Here is a 15,934-nt window from a genome sequence, read left to right as displayed (position 1 = left end):
ACGCAGTAGAACTCCGGTGTCATGGCGGCCGCCTGCGGATCTGGTCCAGTCCTGGCTGCGCAGAGGTAGAGAACTTGCCGAGCGTTGCCTCCTGGGGATTCCTCAGCCGACTGCCGCCGAAGTGGCTGCATCGCCCTACCGGGACTGGTTCGCTGGCTCAGTTACTGGTCGGGCTTGCGCGAGGCTGGCATGCGGTTGTGCGGGTGGGGCGGATTCTGGGGTTGATGAGCGTTCTGTTGTGCTGCGGAGGTGAAGTGCTTGGTGCGTCGTTCGCTGTCGGTGGTGATGCGCTCAAGGATCTTCCGGTGCCGTGCGGAGAAGACTGGGCTGGTCAAGGGGTATGCCTCGGTGATCGAGGTGTCGAGGCGGGCTCGCGCGATGGGCCGGCCGGTTGCCTGGGCTTGGTGGAGCAGTTTGGTGCACAGGGTGCTCTCGGTGGTGCCGGCCAGGCGGTATGCGTCGTTGATCTGCTCGATCTGGCGATGATGGGCGGGGTAGAAACGCATGGTGCTCGGGAGTTGTAGTGGCCGGTGCTCGATGCTGTCGGTGACGAGGCTGCCCGCGGCCTTCTCGACGAGGGTGGGGACTGTGGCGGCTAGGAAGCGGCTGGCTACGGACATCCGATAGAGGGCGTGGAGCACAGGGCCGACTCCTGCGGTGTCGGCAAGGAGCGACGTACGCGGCCGTGGGCGGCACATACGGCTGCCTGCATGTGGTTGCCAGTGCGGACCGTACAGCAGTCGTCCGGTGCGCAGGGCTTGGGTGGCGGCAATCTCGCAGGCGGGGTGCGGGATGAGCGGCTGAGGAGGTGGGATTGCTTGGCCGCGGTGGCGTGTGAGGAAGTCGTATCGGGGCAGCAGGGGGCGGGCGCTGGGGTCGTTGAGGTCGACGATGTGGTGCCAGGTTTCGGCAACGGCGTGCCAGCGTCGGGCAGAGGCCTGGAGTTCAGTGTGCAGGGGCAAGGGTGTGTCGGGGCTGATGTGCTGAAGGAGTTGCGCTGACAGCAGGCGAGCCAGGGCCAGAGAGCCTGCGATTCGGGGAAGGTCGGAGCCGGTCAGACGTCGTTCATCGACGGGGGTGCGGGCTGCTGTGAACGAAATGCGCAGGAGTTGCTCGCTGGCGTATTCGAGGTGGTTGAGGGATTGGGCCGGAGGTTCGGCGGGGGCGAAAGGGATGGGGCGGGTGTCAGCCGCGGCGGGGAGCGATCCTGTCTCGTGGTGAGTCTCACGTATGGCTGCACGACCCAACACGGTGGCTTGATCGAGCTCGCGGCGGGCGGAGATCAGTACCTCGGCCCGGGCCGGGGCGCCGAGTTCGGCCATGCCGGCGACCAGGCGCCCGAGTTCCCAGGTCACGTCGGCTATCCGGAGAGCCAGGTACTTCTGGTTGTCGGCCCGCGCGAGCAATAGTGCGTAGGGCGTGAGGAGTTGCCGGTCCGGACCGCGGTGTGTGTGCAGCAGATCGCGGCTGGCTACCAGGGCCGGCAACGCCGCGTGCAGGGGGGTGGTCACTCCGGCTGGGGCTAGTGGTGTGAGTCGGTAGGCGATGTCCAGGAGTCTGGTTGCCTCGATCAGGTGAGAGCGCAGGTGAGCGGAGGCTTCTTCCATGACAGTGGGCGGCTCGCCCTCTTCCCCAGTCCAGTTCATTTCTCTGGTGGAGGTGTCGATGTGCATGAGAATGTCGAGAGTCGACGCCAGTAGTGCCCCTGTGTATGTGTTGTCCGATGCGAGGGGTCGGGCTCGGCGAATGTGCTCCGTGGTCGCGTCGAAGAGCTGCCCCAGCTCGACGTTCATGGCGTCCGCCATATCGCTGAGAGTGCCTGATGGGCTGCAGTGGTGTGCTCGGCTGCTGCCTGTCGTGCCAAGGCGTCCGGCTGGATGATGGTGCCCGAGGAGGACTGGAGAACCGAGGCCAGGCGGTCGAGCAGGCGGGCGCAGCTGCTTGTGGCATCGCTGGTGGGTCGGGGCGTTTGAACGGACCGGCCGCAGGCTGGGGCCAGGAGGTACCTGCGAGCTTCCCGGCAGGACTGCGCTGCTACCATCGCCCGGACGGGGTCGACACCGTTCTGCCACACTGCGGCGTCTGCGAGCCGCTCGCCGAGGCCGACGATATCCCAGGCAGCAGCAGCCGCGGTCTCCCGCCCGTGCTCAGCTTCCAACTGGTCGGCCAGGACATCGAGAACGTCACCCGTATCAGCCATACTCTCAGCCTACGGTGGAGGGTTAGCTCCATTGCCTTGTTCTACTGGCGCCTTCACTAGGGTCAAGGCGGAGAAGGTGTCACCCCGTCCATTGGCAGGAGCCACAGGGGGCGCTCGCCCGGCATGTGATCCGTGGTCAGGCGTGGGGTCGGTGGTGTTGGTTGTCCTGCCTCGGCACGGCTGCGACGGGCCGGTACCCGGGCGGCATGACGCGCTCCAGCTGTTGTCCCAGCTCCTGGGCCACGCCGCGTACATGGGCAGGAACATCGCCTTGCTCGTCGACAAGACTGTTGTAGATGGGGGTCTCCGAGAACACGGGCGGAGTCTGCTTTCTATCGGCAGGGATGGGGATGGTCCCCGCGGTCATGGTCGGGCAGGACGGGAACACTACCGGCCGGCAGGGGGTCTGTCTGGGCTGGTGGCAGGTTACCCGCGTCCCTTCCTTCGGATCGTCATGGCGGACACTCCCTCTGCGGGACACCGGCCTGAGCCGGGCGCGATCTGTCAGCGCTGCGACGCGAACCGTTCGAGCAGGCGGTCCCGCTGCTGCTTGCCAAGGCCGCGCACCCGTCGGCTCTCAGAGATCTCCAGCTCGGTGAGGATCCCCTGGGCTCGTACCTTGCCGATGCCGGGGAGCGATTCGAGCAGGGTGCGGACCAGCATCTTGCGGATGGCCTCGGAGTCGCTGTCCAGTACTTCGAGCAGTGACGACCTGCCGTGCTTGAGGTTGTCCTTCACTGCGGCGCGTTCCCTCCGTGCGGCGGTGGCCTTGTCGAGCGCTGCCCGGCGCTGTTCGGAGCTGAGCGTGGGGAGTGCTATGGGGCGGTCCTTTCACCAGGTGATCGATGTGCTCATCCTGCCTCTGCCGCTGTGTCACTGACCAGCAGGTTTACGAGGTTTCTACAGTTGAGGACCTCTCTGCGGCGCGAGGGGCGGGCGGGCCAGGGAATGCGTCGCCGTGGAGGGCGGCGAAGTCGGCGTGGGCCGCCTCGATGACCTCGGGATACGCCTCCTGCTGCCCGCAGTCACAGCACAATCTCAGGACGCGGCACAGACGAGTATCAGGGCTCGCAGAATGTCCCGTCCCAGGCGGTTCTCCGTACTCAGTGCCCAGACCGTGGTGCGCTGTGGGGATCGTGGCGGCCGGGCTGGCCGCCGCCGCCGTGGTGTTGGTGGCGCACCCGGGCACGGCACATGGTTCGTACCCCACAGCAGAAAGGATGTCGGTTGATCCGTAGGCTGGCCGATGACGCAGCGTCGGTTTTGAAGACCTCACGGTCCAGCAACCTTGAGGTCAGCCGCAAGCCGCTCCGCCTGCCGTCAGGCGGAGCGGCGCAGCAGGGCGATGACGTGGCGTCGTCGAGGTAGTCCTCGTCATCCTCTTCCGTCGTCTCCGCTCGGCAGGCAGTGGCCACCAAGCTAGCGGGGACCGGTTGCTGCGGCTGTGGGCCACCGGCGGTTCTGGACGAGCATCGCCGTGGACGCCTGGAGCAAACCGGACGTCGTGGCGTGGTGCGGTCCGCGCCTGCTGTCGGCATGCGCGGCAGGTGGGACCGGTACGGCTAGCGCCGGGCGCCGCCGCGGTTCGGGGCACCGATCATGGTGGGACCAGCCGTTCTGGTTCTATGGCCCCGCCGCTCCCCTGCCCGAGGCGGCTGCGCGTCTGCGTGCCTGGTAATGGGGGCCATCCTGCGTGCGGCTTGTCTAATTCGACACTTACGCCCGGGTGACGGTCATTCACCTTAAATCGAACAACTGAATCATTTCCGATAGGGATATCGAACTGCCCCTCGGTTCCCCTCTTACAGGAACTATCGGCTGACCTGCGAATATCCCCCTGTCGCATGTGGCTTGTGTGTTCATCTTCGGCGTGTTGTTTGACCGGACATGCGTGTCTGGAGTTAAGTAGCCTGCAGCTTCAGGCGGCAGAGGGTCACTCACCCACAGGTTCCGTTTCTGATTCGTTGCAGTGCCAGTCGGCGACGACTGTTCGTGGATCAAGGGTTTTGTGATGTTGGACTTGGCTGGGCTGATGCGGCCGCGTTCTCAACGGTGGGTCGCAGCACGTGCCGGGGTGGGTACGCAGACGCTGCGCAACCTGCACCGGATCGGGCTGATGCCTGCCGCCGATGAGATGCGGGCCGTGGACGCGGTGTTGGCATTGTGCGCGAGCACACTCAGCGCCAACCGTTCGACGAACCGCAAAGCCAAGGCCGGCGCGCGGACCAAGGAAGCGCTGGCGCGCGACCACCAGGTGATGACTCTGGCGCGGAAGCTGCTGGAAGGTGGCCCTGTCGAGACGCGGACGACGCTAGTGGTTGACGGCAACCGGGTGGAGGTACAGCACCCGCTGGAGGCGGTCGCGGACTGGCTGCACCAGGATGTGGATGATCCTGAGCCGCTGGTGTTGATGCCGCTTGGCCGGTGGGCCACGGCGCTGCTGAAAACCGTGGCGGAGGAAGGGGGTACTGGCGTTGAGGAAGTTCCCGCTCTGGCCAGCTGACTCCCCCTCCCGTGCGGTGCCTGCATCGTCTGCCCGGCCAAGCGGTGCCCGCGGTGCCGGAACAGGCGTCCTGCGCACGAGGCGGCGTCGGAAGGCGAGCGACCGTGGAGAGTAAGGCGCTCGAGGTAGCTGCCTGGTGCGCCCGGCGAGGCTGGCCTGTTTTCCCCCTGCGCCCCGGGCACAAGACGCCCCGTCCGGGATGCAGCCGGTGCCGGCGTGCCAGTGATCAGTACGTGCCGCACGCGCCGGCCGGGTGCCCGTGCATCGCGCAGGGACGTTGGTGCCACGGTTTCTACGCAGCCACCCTTGACGCCGAAAGGATCGCTCGATGGTGGAGCGAGCGTCCCGTGCCGGGAGTGGGTGTGGCCACGGGAGAGGCAGGCCTGGTGGTGGTAGATGTGGACTGCCATGTCGACGGCCCGGTCGAGGCGAGCCGGGTGTTGCCCGGATTCAAGGTATCGGACCAAGACGCTCGGGCGGTACGCACCGGGTTGGACACCTGGAACCTGCTGGTGCGTCTGGCCGGGGGTCCGGACGCGGCAGATGCCGTACAGACGTTGACCGTGGCGACGCCCAGTGGCGGCCGCCACTGGTGGTTCACCGCGCCACGAGGAACCCGCTGGGCGAGCTCTGCAGGCGGTGATCACGACGGGCGGTCACTGGGGTGGCAGCTGGATATTCGGGCTGAGGGCGGCTACATCGTGGCACCCGGAACGTGCTCACAAGCGGGGGAATACCGCGCTCTGGGCGACGTCCGGCTACCGGCACGGCTGCCGGACTGGCTGGCCGGTGCGCTTGAGCGCACCGGCCATCTGCTGCGGTCCGCGCCCCGCCCGCGCGCGGCCGCAGTGCCGAACCTCGCCCGGCAGGCCGCCGCACCGCAGGCAGAGTCCGCATGGGCCAGTGCTGTGGCGGCCACTGCCCTCGCTCAGGTCGCCGAGTGCGAGCGGCTGCCCGAGGGCAGCGGCTGGAGCAGCAAGCTCAACAAGGCTGCCTTCACCATGGGCGGTCTGGTCGCGGCCGGGCTGGTGTCAAGCGATGCCGACGCCCGTCGCGCCTTGGTGGACGCAGCCGTGCAGGCTCGTCCACAGCGTGAACAAGAGGCGCACCGGATCATCCAGTCCGGGCTGATCGCTGGGCAGCGCCGGCCCTTGAACCCGACGAAAGACCGCTGAGTCATGAGCTACACAAGCGCCAGCTCGGCCGTACCGACGAGCAGGGCCCCGGACGATGCCTCCTACGACGCGGCGCGCGCGGCGCAGCAGCTGACCGCAGACTCCCATGGGAGGGCCGCCGCTGTGCCGCAGCCGGTGCTGCTGCCGGACAGCCTGACCGACTGGGGCATGGCACACCTGTTCCTGCGGGTGTACGGCGACTACTACCGGTACGTGCACAGCATGGGCTGGTACCGGTGGGCGGAGTACCGCTGGGTGCCCGACACCAACACCACCGCGATCCGGTACTCCGCCATGCAGCTGGCGTCCAACATGCCGCGCAGGGATCCGCGCGCGGATGAGAACGTGCGCTACCCGGATGGCGAGCTGTCCCGGTACAGGAAGCGTGCGCTGAGCGCCTCGGGATCGACAGCGCTGGTGAAGATGGCCGAGACGTTGCCGCAACTGACCTTGAAGCCTGAGGACCTGGACTCCGATCCGTATGCGCTGTGCACCCCGGGCGGGGTGGTCAATCTGCGCACTGGCGGGGTGGTGCCGGCCACGCCTGCCCAGGGGCACACCCACGCCACCGCGGTGACGCCGCGGGTCATGCCGACTCCGATGTGGAACCGGTTCCTCACCGACACGTTCGGCGACGACGCGGCCGGGGAGGAGATGAAGGCATACATCCAGAAGCTGTGCGGGTACTCCATCTCGGGTGACCAGGCCGCGCAGATTCTGGCCTTCCTGTTCGGAGAGGGACAGAACGGCAAGAGCGTCCTCGTGGCCGTCCTGCTGGCGCTGCTCGGCGAGTACGCGGACTCCGCCCCGCCGAACTTCCTGATGGCATCCCCCTATGCGGACCATCCCACTGAGCTGGCTGACCTGCAGGGGCGCCGCCTGGTGGTGTGCTCGGAGATCAATCAGAAGTCCGAGTTCGACGAGGCCAAGTTCAAGCTCCTCACCGGAGGCGACCGCATCAAAGCGCGCCGGATGTACGAAAACTTCTACTCGTTCGAGCCCACCCACAAACTTTGGTTGGTCGGCAACCACCGGCCCGTCGTCCAGGCGGGCGGCTACGGCTTCTGGCGCCGGATGCGCCTCATCGAGTTCGACCGGATCGTGCCCAGCGAACGCGTCGTGGACAACCTCGGCTCGCGCCTGGTCGCCAGCGAGGGCCCCGGCATCCTGCAGTGGCTGATCGACGGAGCTGTGCAGTACTTCAACGGCAACGACCTACGGCTGGACGGCCCCGAGCGAGTCCGTCTGGCCACCCAGGCCTACGAGGAGTCGGAAGACTCTGTCGGCCGTTTCCTCAAGGAATGCTGCGTGACAGGCGGCAGGTATCGCGTCCTCCAGAAACAGCTGGGCGAGGCATACCGAGCCTGGTGCCGCGCGGAAGACATGACGCCGGTGACCTCGCGCGAGTTCGCCAGCGGGGTCCGGCAGAAACTGCACATCCGCACCGGGCAGCAGCTGCCCAAGACAAACGGACAGCGCTACTTCCCCGGGCTCGGGTTGGTGTCCGAAGGCCGGGACAACGGGGACGAAAGGACGGGAGCATGACACAGGAGCTCACTCAGGGACTGACGCAGGGGCTGTATGCCCAGTCCAGCCCCTCCCGACGAAATCGCAGGTCAGAGCACCCGACAACCCGCCGACAGGGGCCGAAAGGGGCCGACTTTGAGGAATCTCCTCACAATCGGGCTCCCAGCCTTGTAACTCAACAATCTGAGAAGTCAGCCCCTTTCAGCCCCTGTGAGTCTTCCTATGCCGCCTGAAAACCCCTCTGACCTGCTACTTTCCTCTCACGGCGGTAGCTGGGGCGCAGGGCCTGAAGCGGCCCCTTCTTCAGCCCCGGTGCCTGCCCCTCGCCTCGAACCTACGTATCCGGGAGTGACACCGATGTCCGACGCCGCGGCGACGAGCCTCTCCCAGGAGGTAGCGATCGTCTGGGTCGAGGGCTGGGACACCGTCGACGCCAAGTACGACTACGTCCGCTGGATGTTCGAGAAGACCCGGAACAGAACCGGCAGTCCGCGCGGCACGATGCGGGCCGGCCGCATCGTCGGCTACGCCGAGCTTGCCGAAAACTCGGAACCCACCGAGCCCTCACGCCGCTACCGGCGACGCGTCTTCTACGTCAAGGACAACGACCGCAGCGAGCCCAACGGCCAGTACCAGGACGCCACCCCCCACGAGGCCGTTGATCCACGCACACTGCGTCCAGGAATCAACGGCCAGCTCACCGACCGAGCCCGTGGACGGCGTACGGCACAGCCTGACACCGGCATCTCCGCCTCCCAGCCCGGCCCGCCCGACGGCATGCTGTTCTGACCTCAACGTTTTTGAAGAACCCAGCCCCTTGAGCCACTTTGCCGCCCTCCCAGCCCAGGCCAAGGATTGCAGGGTCTCAGCCCCTTCAGCCCCTTGCTCTCTGATGAATACTCTCTGACCTGCAGTTTCGTCCAGTTACCGAGAGGGGCAGGGGCTAGCCGAGGCAGGCCGGTACGCCACTCGGCCCCGCTCTGTCACGTGAACTCAGCAGCGGCCAAGGCCCTCTTCCACGAGCCGACGTGGGGTTTACGGCGCAGCAGGGCCCGTCGCTCTCGCTCGGTCATGCCTCCCCACACGCCCCACTCGACGTGGTCGCCGAGGGCCTCCGCCAGGCACTCGGTGCGCACTGGGCAGCGGGGCGTCCACTACCGGCCCAGCCAGCCCCCGGCCGGTAGTGGACGCCCCGTCGGGCGGATCGGAGGGGCGGGAATACCTCGTGTTCTGGCCGCTCTCGTCGGCGAGTTCGGCGTGCACAGTCCCGGCGAGCAGGGCGGCCCCTTCGCGCTTGCCTGGGTCGGTCCGCGTGAGGATTCCCTGGTCCTGGCCGTCGCCGAGCCTCACCGAGAGCGCGTGGTGCGGTGTCTGCTGATGACACTCGGAGCCGGCGGCCTCAAAGCACCCGCTCTTGAGCAGCGCAAGGGGGCCGGGAAGTGGTTCACTCTGGCCGATCCGGCAGGTGGCCTCCTGCTGCTTCCTCACGACCACGGTCAGGCCCTGCTGCGCGCCACGGCAGACCTGGCATCCCAGCCGTCCAACGGCAGCGTCCGGAGCGGTTTTCCCCTCTGGATGGATACGCCGAGCGGACAGGAGCGTGCGAGTACGGTGCTGCGCCGCATCCGCCTCTTCGTCAACCGCCCCACGGTCGACTTCCGCACGGCGCTGCCCGGCGATGCCGCGCTCGCCGGACCGCACCCGCAGTTGCTGACGCGGACCCGGCGCCCACGCGTCATCGCGGTCGTCAACTCCAAGAGCGGCCACGGGTGCAGCTCGCTCGCCGCCGGCCTCTCTCAGGCACTGGCCGACCAAGACCACCGCGTCCTGTATCTGCTGACGTCGCGCGGCAAGCGGAGCGGATCAGGCCTGTGGGTGCACCGGTGGCCCGAGGCCGATCCCGGCCTGTCCACCGTGGCCCAGGACCCCGAGCGTCACATCCACTCCCTGCCCGGCCTCGGCCACGCCTTCGTCCGCTGCTCCACTCCTGGTGCCGACGGCCCTGACCAAGCTCGGCAGTTGGCTCTCCTGCTGCGACACCCCTCCCTCGACCGCGCCTTCAGCCACGTCGTCATCGACGCCTCCCCCACTGGGCTGCCGCATGCCGCCGCCAGCACCGCCGATCTGACGCTCGCGCCCTGGCGCCGCATGCCCCATCCGCCGGGCCGCGAGGTCACCGAAGTTCATCTCACCGCCCTGGGCAAGGTCTGGGACTGGATCGAGGCCTCCTACCGGGACTTCGCGTACTCCTGGCCCGACGAGCCGGAGAAGTGCGATGAGCGCCTCGACCGGTTCGTCCGGGAGACCGGCCGGCAGGAGGTGGACGGTGAGTTCGAGGACGGTGCTGCCCGGCGTCTGTTCCTCCGCGACAGCGACGAGGCGGGCCGACAGCGGTGGGGAGCACAGTGGGAGGAGGCGAGGGACGGCTGGATCGCGCACCTGCTGCGGAAGAACGACCACGGGTGGGACGAGGCCGCGGGCAGGCGCACTCGGCGCACCCTGTCAGACCAGGAGTGGAAGGCTGCGCTGCAGTCGAAAGTGGGCGAGGCGGCCGACGAGGTGCTGTGGGATCTACCGGTGGGCACAGGCCGGCGCCGCCCGTGGCTGGTCCCCACCACCCAGCTGCCCGCCGATGTCGTCCGCACCATCGGCGAGGCATGCTCGGCGCAGGGCCTTCGGCTGGCCTCGACCATCGTGCCCGACGTCGGCTCCCTGGACCTGCCCGCATCCCGGTCCCGCTGGAAGAACGCCGTACGGCAACTGACCGGTGAGGCCTGCGCACAGCTGCCCCGCTGAAACGACCGGGCACCTTCTGTGTCTCTGTGCCCCTCCTGCCGCACGCCGTCGGTGCCTGGTCTGCAATGTCGCTGTGGAGCCGCCGGGCGCCCGGATTACATCTGCCTGCCCATGTCGGGCTCAGCATTCTGGTGGGCTCGGTGGTGTTGCTGGTGCCGCACCCCCTCGGCTGGCCGGTCTGGGGGCGGGGTCGAAGGCGGGGGCGGCTTGAGCCGGACGAGGACGCCGAGCGGGCCAAGGCGGCCTGGGTCTCCGCCGGCCATCTGCTCGGACTCCTCTGCTCTGCGTACGGCGTCCTCTGCGGCCCGTTCGCATGGGGTCAGCTTGGCGCGGCGCTTCAGCTCGCCGGAGATCGGATTCAGCTGCCGCTGTGCGTGCTGGGTGCTCAGCCGGGCAGACATGGCCTGCAGGAGGTTGGTGGTGGCCTCTGCGCGCCAGGAGCTGAGCTGCTGGTCGGACAGCCGGGTCATCGAGGGGCTGTGGGCCATGCGGGTCAGTGCGGCCTGCGCGTCCTGGTAGGTGATCGGCAGGTGGCCGGCGGCGATCGCCGTGTCGCGGCGCATCGGATTGGAATCGGGTGCCAGGCGGTCGGCCCAGTTCAGGATGGCGGTGCGCAGTTCCACGGCCTGGGCGGGGGTGTAACCGTAGACGGCGAACGACTCGTCGGGGATCTGGGCCACCTGGGCGAACGCCTGGTAGAGGCCCTCCTGGAGCTCGCTTTCCGGGCAGCCTCGGTGCCGGGCAAGGCCGGTGACATACATGCCGACATAGCGGTCCGCGGTGGCCTGGCCCATGTGTGCCTGGAGCAGGACGAGATCAAGGAAATCCTTGGCGCCCAGGCGGTTCTGCAGCGCTTCGATCTTGCGGTAGAGGCATTCGCCGATCGCGGTCACCGGCATCTCGTCGCGCTCGACCGGCTTGAGGTACCTGGTGACGCAGACCATCTGGAGATTGACCGTGCCGTGGTCTGGGTGGCTGACCACCATGTCGCCGTTCTGCCCGGCCGCTACGCCGTCAGTTACTCCCCAGGTGGCGGTCTGCTCGACGTGGTAGCCGGCCGCGCGCAGCGCCTGGGCGACGTCGTAGCGGACGGTGTCGGCGTCGCCCAGGGGCTGGTTGACGAACAAATCCACGTCGTCGGAGTCGCGGGCGCCGGCGACGCGGTGAACCTGCATGGCCAGGCTGCCGGCCAGAGCGTAGCCGCGGCTGCCGCATGCGGCCAGTGCCAGGCAAGCGACCTCAAGTTGCTGTTCGTTCCTCACGGGCCAAAGGTGTGGCGCAGCTCGGGGAAGCGGTCCTCCCAGGTCTTCAGGAGGGCGGGCGGGCCGATTCTCTGGGGCCACATCAGCTGCAGGAGCTCTCGGTTGAGGAGCTGACGCTGCTGCTCGGCGGTGCCGGTGAACAGCAGTCTGCGGTAGAGCTGGAGGCGCTGCCAGGCATTGTCGAGATCGGCGTGGCCGCACAGCTCGCGGTCCGCGAGGCGGGCGGGGACCTTCACCGGGCCGTTGGAGGGGCCCTCAAGGTCGTCGAGGGAGGTCACCACCTCGAAGCTCTGGGAGGCGAGCCAGTCCCCGGCCGTCGGCGAGAGCATCGCTGCGCCGATGTCGGGAGCCAGGTGCCCCTGGTCCGCTGCCTGGCGGACGCCTTTGTGCTGCATGGCCCGGCTCAGCGCGGCGCCTTCGAAGTCCGGCACGGGGAACTCCATGTCGCTCGGCATCGACACGTCTCCTTCTGCTCTGTGTCTGGGAGCAGACACCGTTTCATCCTGCCGGTCATGAGGTACCGGCCTGCTTTGAGTTCCGGCCGCTTGGGGCGCGTGCTGGTGGGCGGGACGCCTGTGCAGGGGATTCCCAGGGGGTGGGATCCGCCAGTGTGGTGTCCTGGCATGCGAGTTCATCAAAAGGGGACCGGCACTGGAGGATCCGGACGGTTCACCGGCATGTCCGAATCCGCAGGGCCGAGGCTCGTCGCGGGCCTGCCGTAGGAGAAGCAGGAGCTGACCGATGCGCGTGTGCGGAACGCGGTCCGGTCTCGTGGCTCTGTTCACGTCGCAGGGCAGTGCCCCTCTACATGGCTCGTCCCGGTCCGCCGTGGACGGAGGGGAGTTGGTGCTTGTGCTGGTGGCCTGGGTCACCAGTTGACGCAGCCGACGAGACAGACGGCACCCGTCGCGCTGTCCCCTGCTGGCGCAGTCGAATGGCAGCCTGCAGGATGAGAATGCGGCGCTCGCGCTCCTGGGTCCAGCTACTGTCGACGGGGGTGGCAGCGTCTGTTGCGGCGTCGAACAGCGCCGCTGTCTCCCCTGCTTCAACCGCTCTCAGACGGCTGAGGGAGGAGTGCAGAAACCAGGCCGCCTCGGGTACCTCTTCCACCGTTCGCCCTGCGGTCTGGAGAACCGAGTCGCGCAGACGGCTGGGGTCGGGATGCCCGTAGTACTGCAACTCGTTGTCGGATCTGCGCATGACCAGGGCAAGACGTTCGAAGAGACGGCTGGCGTGATGGGTTACGGGCCGGTTCTGCGGGTCGGCTGCAGCCTGCCCGCTGAGGTACGCGCGTACGAACCTGTCGAAGGTGTCCTGGCCGGCATGGGTTCGCAGAGCGTCGAGGTCTATGAAGTCGCAGGCCTCGGACCGGCTGTGCAGGAGGTCGATGGTGCGGAAGAGGACGTCCTCGACGGTGGCGGTTGCGATTCCGTCGACAATCTGCGGCGGCGCGCCGTGCGGCAGGCTCTGGATCCTGAGCGCTATGGGTAGCAGGTCGGACGACCTGACCAGCAGGTTCGTGGGGGACTCCACCACGTCGTAGGAGGCCAGTCTCAGCTCGCCCGCCAGGGCTGATCGGGTCCTGGCGCCCTCAAATGTTTTCTCCGAGGTGAGAGTGATTTCCCTTGTCAGGGCGGCTCCCGGGATGTCATGCATGTGCAGGGCCAGAGACCCTGATACCCGAAAGTCGTCGTTGCCGGCGTTGTTCAGAGTCTTGAGTGCGGTACGGGCGACATCTCGCTGGGCGGGGGGACCGGCCATGGGCTATCGGGCCCCGAGCTCGGGGAAGCGCTGCTGCCATACCTCGCTGACCCCTTCGGGCAGATCTTTCGAGAGGTGAGGCCAGAGCTCGCTCAGTCGCGTTTTGCTGAGCGTCTGCTGCTGAAGCTCTGCCGTGCCGCGGAGCAGCACGCGCTGGTAGAGCAGTGTGCAGGCTGGGTCGTCTGCCACATCGATCTCTGCATTCAGGCCGGTGTCTGCGGCTTCGCTGGGGACCGGAACAGGGCCGTGTTCGGGGCCGTGCAGGCTGTTCAGGTCGTTGACCACGTGAAAGGAAGCCGAAAGGAGCTCGTCGGGTGTGTCCGGGCGGCTGAGCACTGCGGCAATGTCTTCGGGGGCTTTTGTGACCGCGGCAGTTCTGAGGTGTGCCCGCGTGGTAGCGGCACGGTCGAAATCGTATGCGTTCAGGTCCACTTGAGGTCTCCCGGGTTCAGGGTGGTCATGCCGGTCAAAGCGTAGAGTCCCGATTCTTCTTCTGGTTGGTCACTCCCCCGGTCGTCGATGCGAGTTTGATGCTGGCGTCGGTGTTGGTGGCACCGGGAGGAGACAGTGGGCTTGGTCGCTGCGTTTCCGGGAGCTGTAGGAGCCGGTCGACTCCTGCTGGCAGGGGGAAGGGGCGTAGTCGTTGTCTACCTGGCCACAGGTTCTTCTTCCAGGTCTGCCGTCGGTTTCCGGGGCTCGAGCCCGGTGATGTGGTGGATGCAGTCGACGTCGTCTGAGGTGTACGCCTTCCTGACCAGGTACTGCGTCAGGCCCGAGGCTCGGGCGAGGGCGGAGTACTCGTAGGGGCGAGGGCTGATGAACTCCCGTCCGAAGGCGATCAGCAGTCGTACGTCGGCATCGACTTGCTCGCGTCGCCGACGTGCTGTGTCAAGGGCGTGCAGAAGTGGGTCCTCGCCCCAGCCCCGGACCGCAGTCAGGTCACCGACGATCCTGGACCACTCCTCCGTCTGGTGGGCTTGGATGGCGGTGTAGGCGTCAGAGCCGTCTTCTCGTGCCTGCTGATCCGCAGCGCGTGAGGGCGTGTCGACGGCGTCGGTATCTGATTCTGCTGCCGTCGCTGCGGGCTGCAGCTGTGGGTACAGGACGGCAGCGATCGCCTCGCATATGTCGGTAATGGGCATGCAGGGCAGTCTCCCTCAACGTGGTGCGGGGCTCGCCCACGGGCTGGTGTGCATCCCGCAGGGCAGAAATTCGGCAGGGGCCAGAGTCTTCCTTCCCTTCTGACGGGAAAGAGTGGGGACCGTCCCGGGCCGCGGGCAGCCGTGGTCTTCACGCCGCTGTGTGCGGGTCAGGCGGCGACTGGGGCTGTATCGGGGGTGGGGGCCGGTTCTGCCGATGGGCGCCGTGCGTCAATGTCTGGGCGGAGTGCGGTGCATGCTGCGGCGGCTGCGGCGCCGAGGAGGGCGCACGTGGCCCACAGGACGGTGAGGTTGCTGATCTTCATCGCGAGGGCCGCGAGTTGGGGTGCGGCGAGCGCCGACAGCCCGAGGGTGCAGCTCCACACGCCGGCGTAGCGTCCGCGGGCATGGGCGGGGGCGAGCTCGGCCACGCTGGTCATCGCTGCGCCGAAGAAGAGGACTTCTCCGGCTGTCCATATGGCGGCCGCTGCGGCGTATCCGAGGGTGTGATCGGTCAGCATGTGGGCCCCCATGCCCGCGCCGGTGAGGAGTGCTCCCCACATGCATGCGGTGGCTGGGCTGGAGCGGTCGATGGCTGGCTGGAGACAGGGCTGGAGGACCAGGACGAGGGCGGCGTTGATGAGGCTGATGATGCCGTATGCGGATGCGGGCAGGCCGTCGTGGCTCATGGCCAGAGGCAAGCCGAAGAGCATCTGCTGGTAGACCATCAGCCAGGCCAGAGTGATGCCGCACAGCGCGATGAAGGTTCTGTCCCGGAGCATGGCGGTCAGGGTCCGCCTGTTCGTCGTCGGTTTGCTGTCCTCGGCGGTGACGCCGGCCGGGGCGCGGAAGGCGAACATCACCAGCGCGAAGATCATGTTCGCGGCGGCGTCGACGAGGAAGAGGTAGGTGAAGTGGGAGTCGGCAAGGAGTGAGCCTATTCCCGCCGCGATGCCGGCGCCGGCGTTCATCGCCCAGTACAGTCGCCCGAATCCGCGGGCGCGCAGAGCGCTGGGCAGCATGTCGGTGATGAGTGCGGTGACCGCGGGGCGGGGTGCGTCGAAGAAGAAACCGACAGCGAACGCGGCGGCTCCAAGGGCGGTGAGACTGCGGGCCTGGCCGAGCACGAGGCAGGCACCGGCGGTGCTCAGAAGGGCGATCTGCAGGGTGGCACGACGCCCGATGCGGTCGGTCAGCATGCCGGCGATGAGCGGGCCGGTCAGCCAGCCCGCGCCGAAGGCCGCACTCACGTGCGCAGCCTCGCTGGGGCTGTGGTGCAGGTGGGTAACCAGGTACAGGGACAGGAATGGGATGGCCACGGCGCCGCTGCGGGCGAACGCGAACCCTCCGACGAGGAGCCAGTACATGCCCGGCAGGCGGGCAGCGGGCGGTCTGAGGTCGCATCGGGCATTGTCGGCCATCCGGGGTGCTCCTTCGTTGGGCGGGTGCGGGGCAGCGGCTACGGCAGCCAGAGTCCGGCAGTGATCGGAGAGGGGTGCTGGCGCGATTGAAGGAGGGGAAGGCCGGCGTCATCCATCGCCTCTGGCTTCTGGTGTCACCGGATGCCGCCG

The 15,934-nt window shown here is 67.7% G+C and carries 15 protein-coding genes and 1 pseudogene; 5 read left to right on the top strand and 11 right to left on the bottom strand.

Features of this window, described 5'->3' with window-relative positions; genetic code table 11:
- Nucleotides 1–161: 161 nt before the first annotated feature.
- The 4 genes from ACFYY7_RS38490 to mihF form a co-directional block, all read right to left on the bottom strand.
- Nucleotides 162–1,793, bottom strand: a complete 1,632-nt coding sequence (locus ACFYY7_RS38490) for a hypothetical protein (RefSeq protein ID WP_388668915.1) — start codon at nucleotides 1,791–1,793, stop codon at nucleotides 162–164.
- Nucleotides 1,790–2,200, bottom strand: coding sequence for a hypothetical protein (locus ACFYY7_RS38485; protein WP_388668911.1), 411 nt, complete (start codon nucleotides 2,198–2,200; stop codon nucleotides 1,790–1,792). Before ACFYY7_RS38485 ends, ACFYY7_RS38490 begins: the two co-directional genes overlap by 4 nt.
- A 136-nt stretch (nucleotides 2,201–2,336) precedes the next feature.
- Entirely contained in the window at nucleotides 2,337–2,516 is a 180-nt protein-coding gene (locus ACFYY7_RS38480; RefSeq protein ID WP_388668907.1) for a hypothetical protein, read from the bottom strand.
- Nucleotides 2,517–2,704: 188 nt separating this feature from the next.
- Nucleotides 2,705–3,019, bottom strand: a complete 315-nt coding sequence (gene mihF / locus ACFYY7_RS38475; RefSeq protein WP_388669021.1) for an integration host factor, actinobacterial type — start codon at nucleotides 3,017–3,019, stop codon at nucleotides 2,705–2,707.
- 1,255 nt (nucleotides 3,020–4,274) lie between these two features.
- Here mihF and ACFYY7_RS38470 point away from each other — a divergent pair.
- From ACFYY7_RS38470 to ACFYY7_RS38455, 4 genes are all read left to right on the top strand, one after another.
- The gene (locus tag ACFYY7_RS38470) at nucleotides 4,275–4,703 is read left to right on the top strand and encodes a hypothetical protein (RefSeq protein ID WP_388668904.1); all 429 of its coding nucleotides are present in this window, start codon (nucleotides 4,275–4,277) and stop codon (nucleotides 4,701–4,703) included.
- Between the two features lie 11 nt (nucleotides 4,704–4,714).
- On the top strand, nucleotides 4,715–5,878 hold the full coding sequence (locus ACFYY7_RS38465; protein ID WP_388668901.1) for a bifunctional DNA primase/polymerase: 1,164 nt from the start codon (nucleotides 4,715–4,717) through the stop codon (nucleotides 5,876–5,878).
- Between the two features lie 3 nt (nucleotides 5,879–5,881).
- Nucleotides 5,882–7,423 carry a phage/plasmid primase, P4 family gene (locus ACFYY7_RS38460; RefSeq protein WP_388668898.1) on the top strand — a complete coding sequence of 514 codons (1,542 nt, stop codon included), beginning with the start codon at nucleotides 5,882–5,884 and terminating at the stop codon, nucleotides 7,421–7,423.
- A 339-nt stretch (nucleotides 7,424–7,762) separates the two neighbouring features.
- Nucleotides 7,763–8,194, top strand: coding sequence for a DUF6009 family protein (locus tag ACFYY7_RS38455; protein ID WP_388668895.1), 432 nt, complete (start codon nucleotides 7,763–7,765; stop codon nucleotides 8,192–8,194).
- Between the two features lie 206 nt (nucleotides 8,195–8,400).
- Here the strand turns inward: ACFYY7_RS38455 and ACFYY7_RS38450 are convergent.
- A pseudogene (locus tag ACFYY7_RS38450) lies at nucleotides 8,401–8,541 on the bottom strand (WhiB family transcriptional regulator); the annotation flags it as partial.
- 241 nt (nucleotides 8,542–8,782) lie between these two features.
- Here ACFYY7_RS38450 and ACFYY7_RS38445 point away from each other — a divergent pair.
- The gene (locus ACFYY7_RS38445) at nucleotides 8,783–10,201 is read left to right on the top strand and encodes a hypothetical protein (protein WP_388668892.1); all 1,419 of its coding nucleotides are present in this window, start codon (nucleotides 8,783–8,785) and stop codon (nucleotides 10,199–10,201) included.
- A gap of 95 nt (nucleotides 10,202–10,296) precedes the next feature.
- On the opposite strand, the gene ACFYY7_RS38440 is transcribed toward ACFYY7_RS38445, so the two are convergent.
- From ACFYY7_RS38440 to ACFYY7_RS38415, 6 genes are all read right to left on the bottom strand, one after another.
- The gene (locus tag ACFYY7_RS38440; RefSeq protein WP_388668889.1) at nucleotides 10,297–11,463 is read right to left on the bottom strand and encodes a hypothetical protein; all 1,167 of its coding nucleotides are present in this window, start codon (nucleotides 11,461–11,463) and stop codon (nucleotides 10,297–10,299) included.
- Entirely contained in the window at nucleotides 11,460–11,918 is a 459-nt protein-coding gene (locus ACFYY7_RS38435; RefSeq protein WP_388668886.1) for a hypothetical protein, read from the bottom strand. Before ACFYY7_RS38435 ends, ACFYY7_RS38440 begins: the two co-directional genes overlap by 4 nt.
- Before the next feature lie 349 nt (nucleotides 11,919–12,267).
- Complete coding sequence (locus ACFYY7_RS38430) at nucleotides 12,268–13,224, bottom strand: hypothetical protein (RefSeq protein WP_388668883.1); 957 nt, start codon at nucleotides 13,222–13,224, stop codon at nucleotides 12,268–12,270.
- Nucleotides 13,225–13,227: 3 nt separating this feature from the next.
- Nucleotides 13,228–13,656: a hypothetical protein gene (locus ACFYY7_RS38425; protein WP_388668880.1), complete on the bottom strand. Its 429-nt coding sequence runs from the start codon at nucleotides 13,654–13,656 to the stop codon at nucleotides 13,228–13,230.
- 215 nt (nucleotides 13,657–13,871) lie between these two features.
- The gene (locus ACFYY7_RS38420; RefSeq protein ID WP_388668877.1) at nucleotides 13,872–14,366 is read right to left on the bottom strand and encodes a hypothetical protein; all 495 of its coding nucleotides are present in this window, start codon (nucleotides 14,364–14,366) and stop codon (nucleotides 13,872–13,874) included.
- Nucleotides 14,367–14,533: 167 nt separating this feature from the next.
- Nucleotides 14,534–15,784: an MFS transporter gene (locus tag ACFYY7_RS38415; protein WP_388668874.1), complete on the bottom strand. Its 1,251-nt coding sequence runs from the start codon at nucleotides 15,782–15,784 to the stop codon at nucleotides 14,534–14,536.
- Nucleotides 15,785–15,934: the final 150 nt, after the last annotated feature.

The sequence above is a fragment of the Streptomyces sp. NPDC001933 genome (genome assembly GCF_042890955.1).
Taxonomy (GTDB): domain Bacteria; phylum Actinomycetota; class Actinomycetes; order Streptomycetales; family Streptomycetaceae; genus Streptomyces.
This window is presented reverse-complemented; position numbering and strand designations above follow the sequence as displayed.

Coding starts and splice junctions, on each gene's coding strand:
- ACFYY7_RS38445 (WP_388668892.1), top strand. CDS start 8,783: ATGACACTCGGAGCCGGCGGCCTCAAAGCACCCGCTCTTGAGCAGCGC.
- ACFYY7_RS38435 (WP_388668886.1), bottom strand. CDS start 11,918: ATGCCGAGCGACATGGAGTTCCCCGTGCCGGACTTCGAAGGCGCCGCG.
- ACFYY7_RS38420 (WP_388668877.1), bottom strand. CDS start 14,366: ATGCCCATTACCGACATATGCGAGGCGATCGCTGCCGTCCTGTACCCA.
- ACFYY7_RS38415 (WP_388668874.1), bottom strand. CDS start 15,784: ATGGCCGACAATGCCCGATGCGACCTCAGACCGCCCGCTGCCCGCCTG.
- ACFYY7_RS38455 (WP_388668895.1), top strand. CDS start 7,763: ATGTCCGACGCCGCGGCGACGAGCCTCTCCCAGGAGGTAGCGATCGTC.
- ACFYY7_RS38485 (WP_388668911.1), bottom strand. CDS start 2,200: ATGGCTGATACGGGTGACGTTCTCGATGTCCTGGCCGACCAGTTGGAA.
- ACFYY7_RS38490 (WP_388668915.1), bottom strand. CDS start 1,793: ATGAACGTCGAGCTGGGGCAGCTCTTCGACGCGACCACGGAGCACATT.
- ACFYY7_RS38430 (WP_388668883.1), bottom strand. CDS start 13,224: ATGGCCGGTCCCCCCGCCCAGCGAGATGTCGCCCGTACCGCACTCAAG.
- ACFYY7_RS38460 (WP_388668898.1), top strand. CDS start 5,882: ATGAGCTACACAAGCGCCAGCTCGGCCGTACCGACGAGCAGGGCCCCG.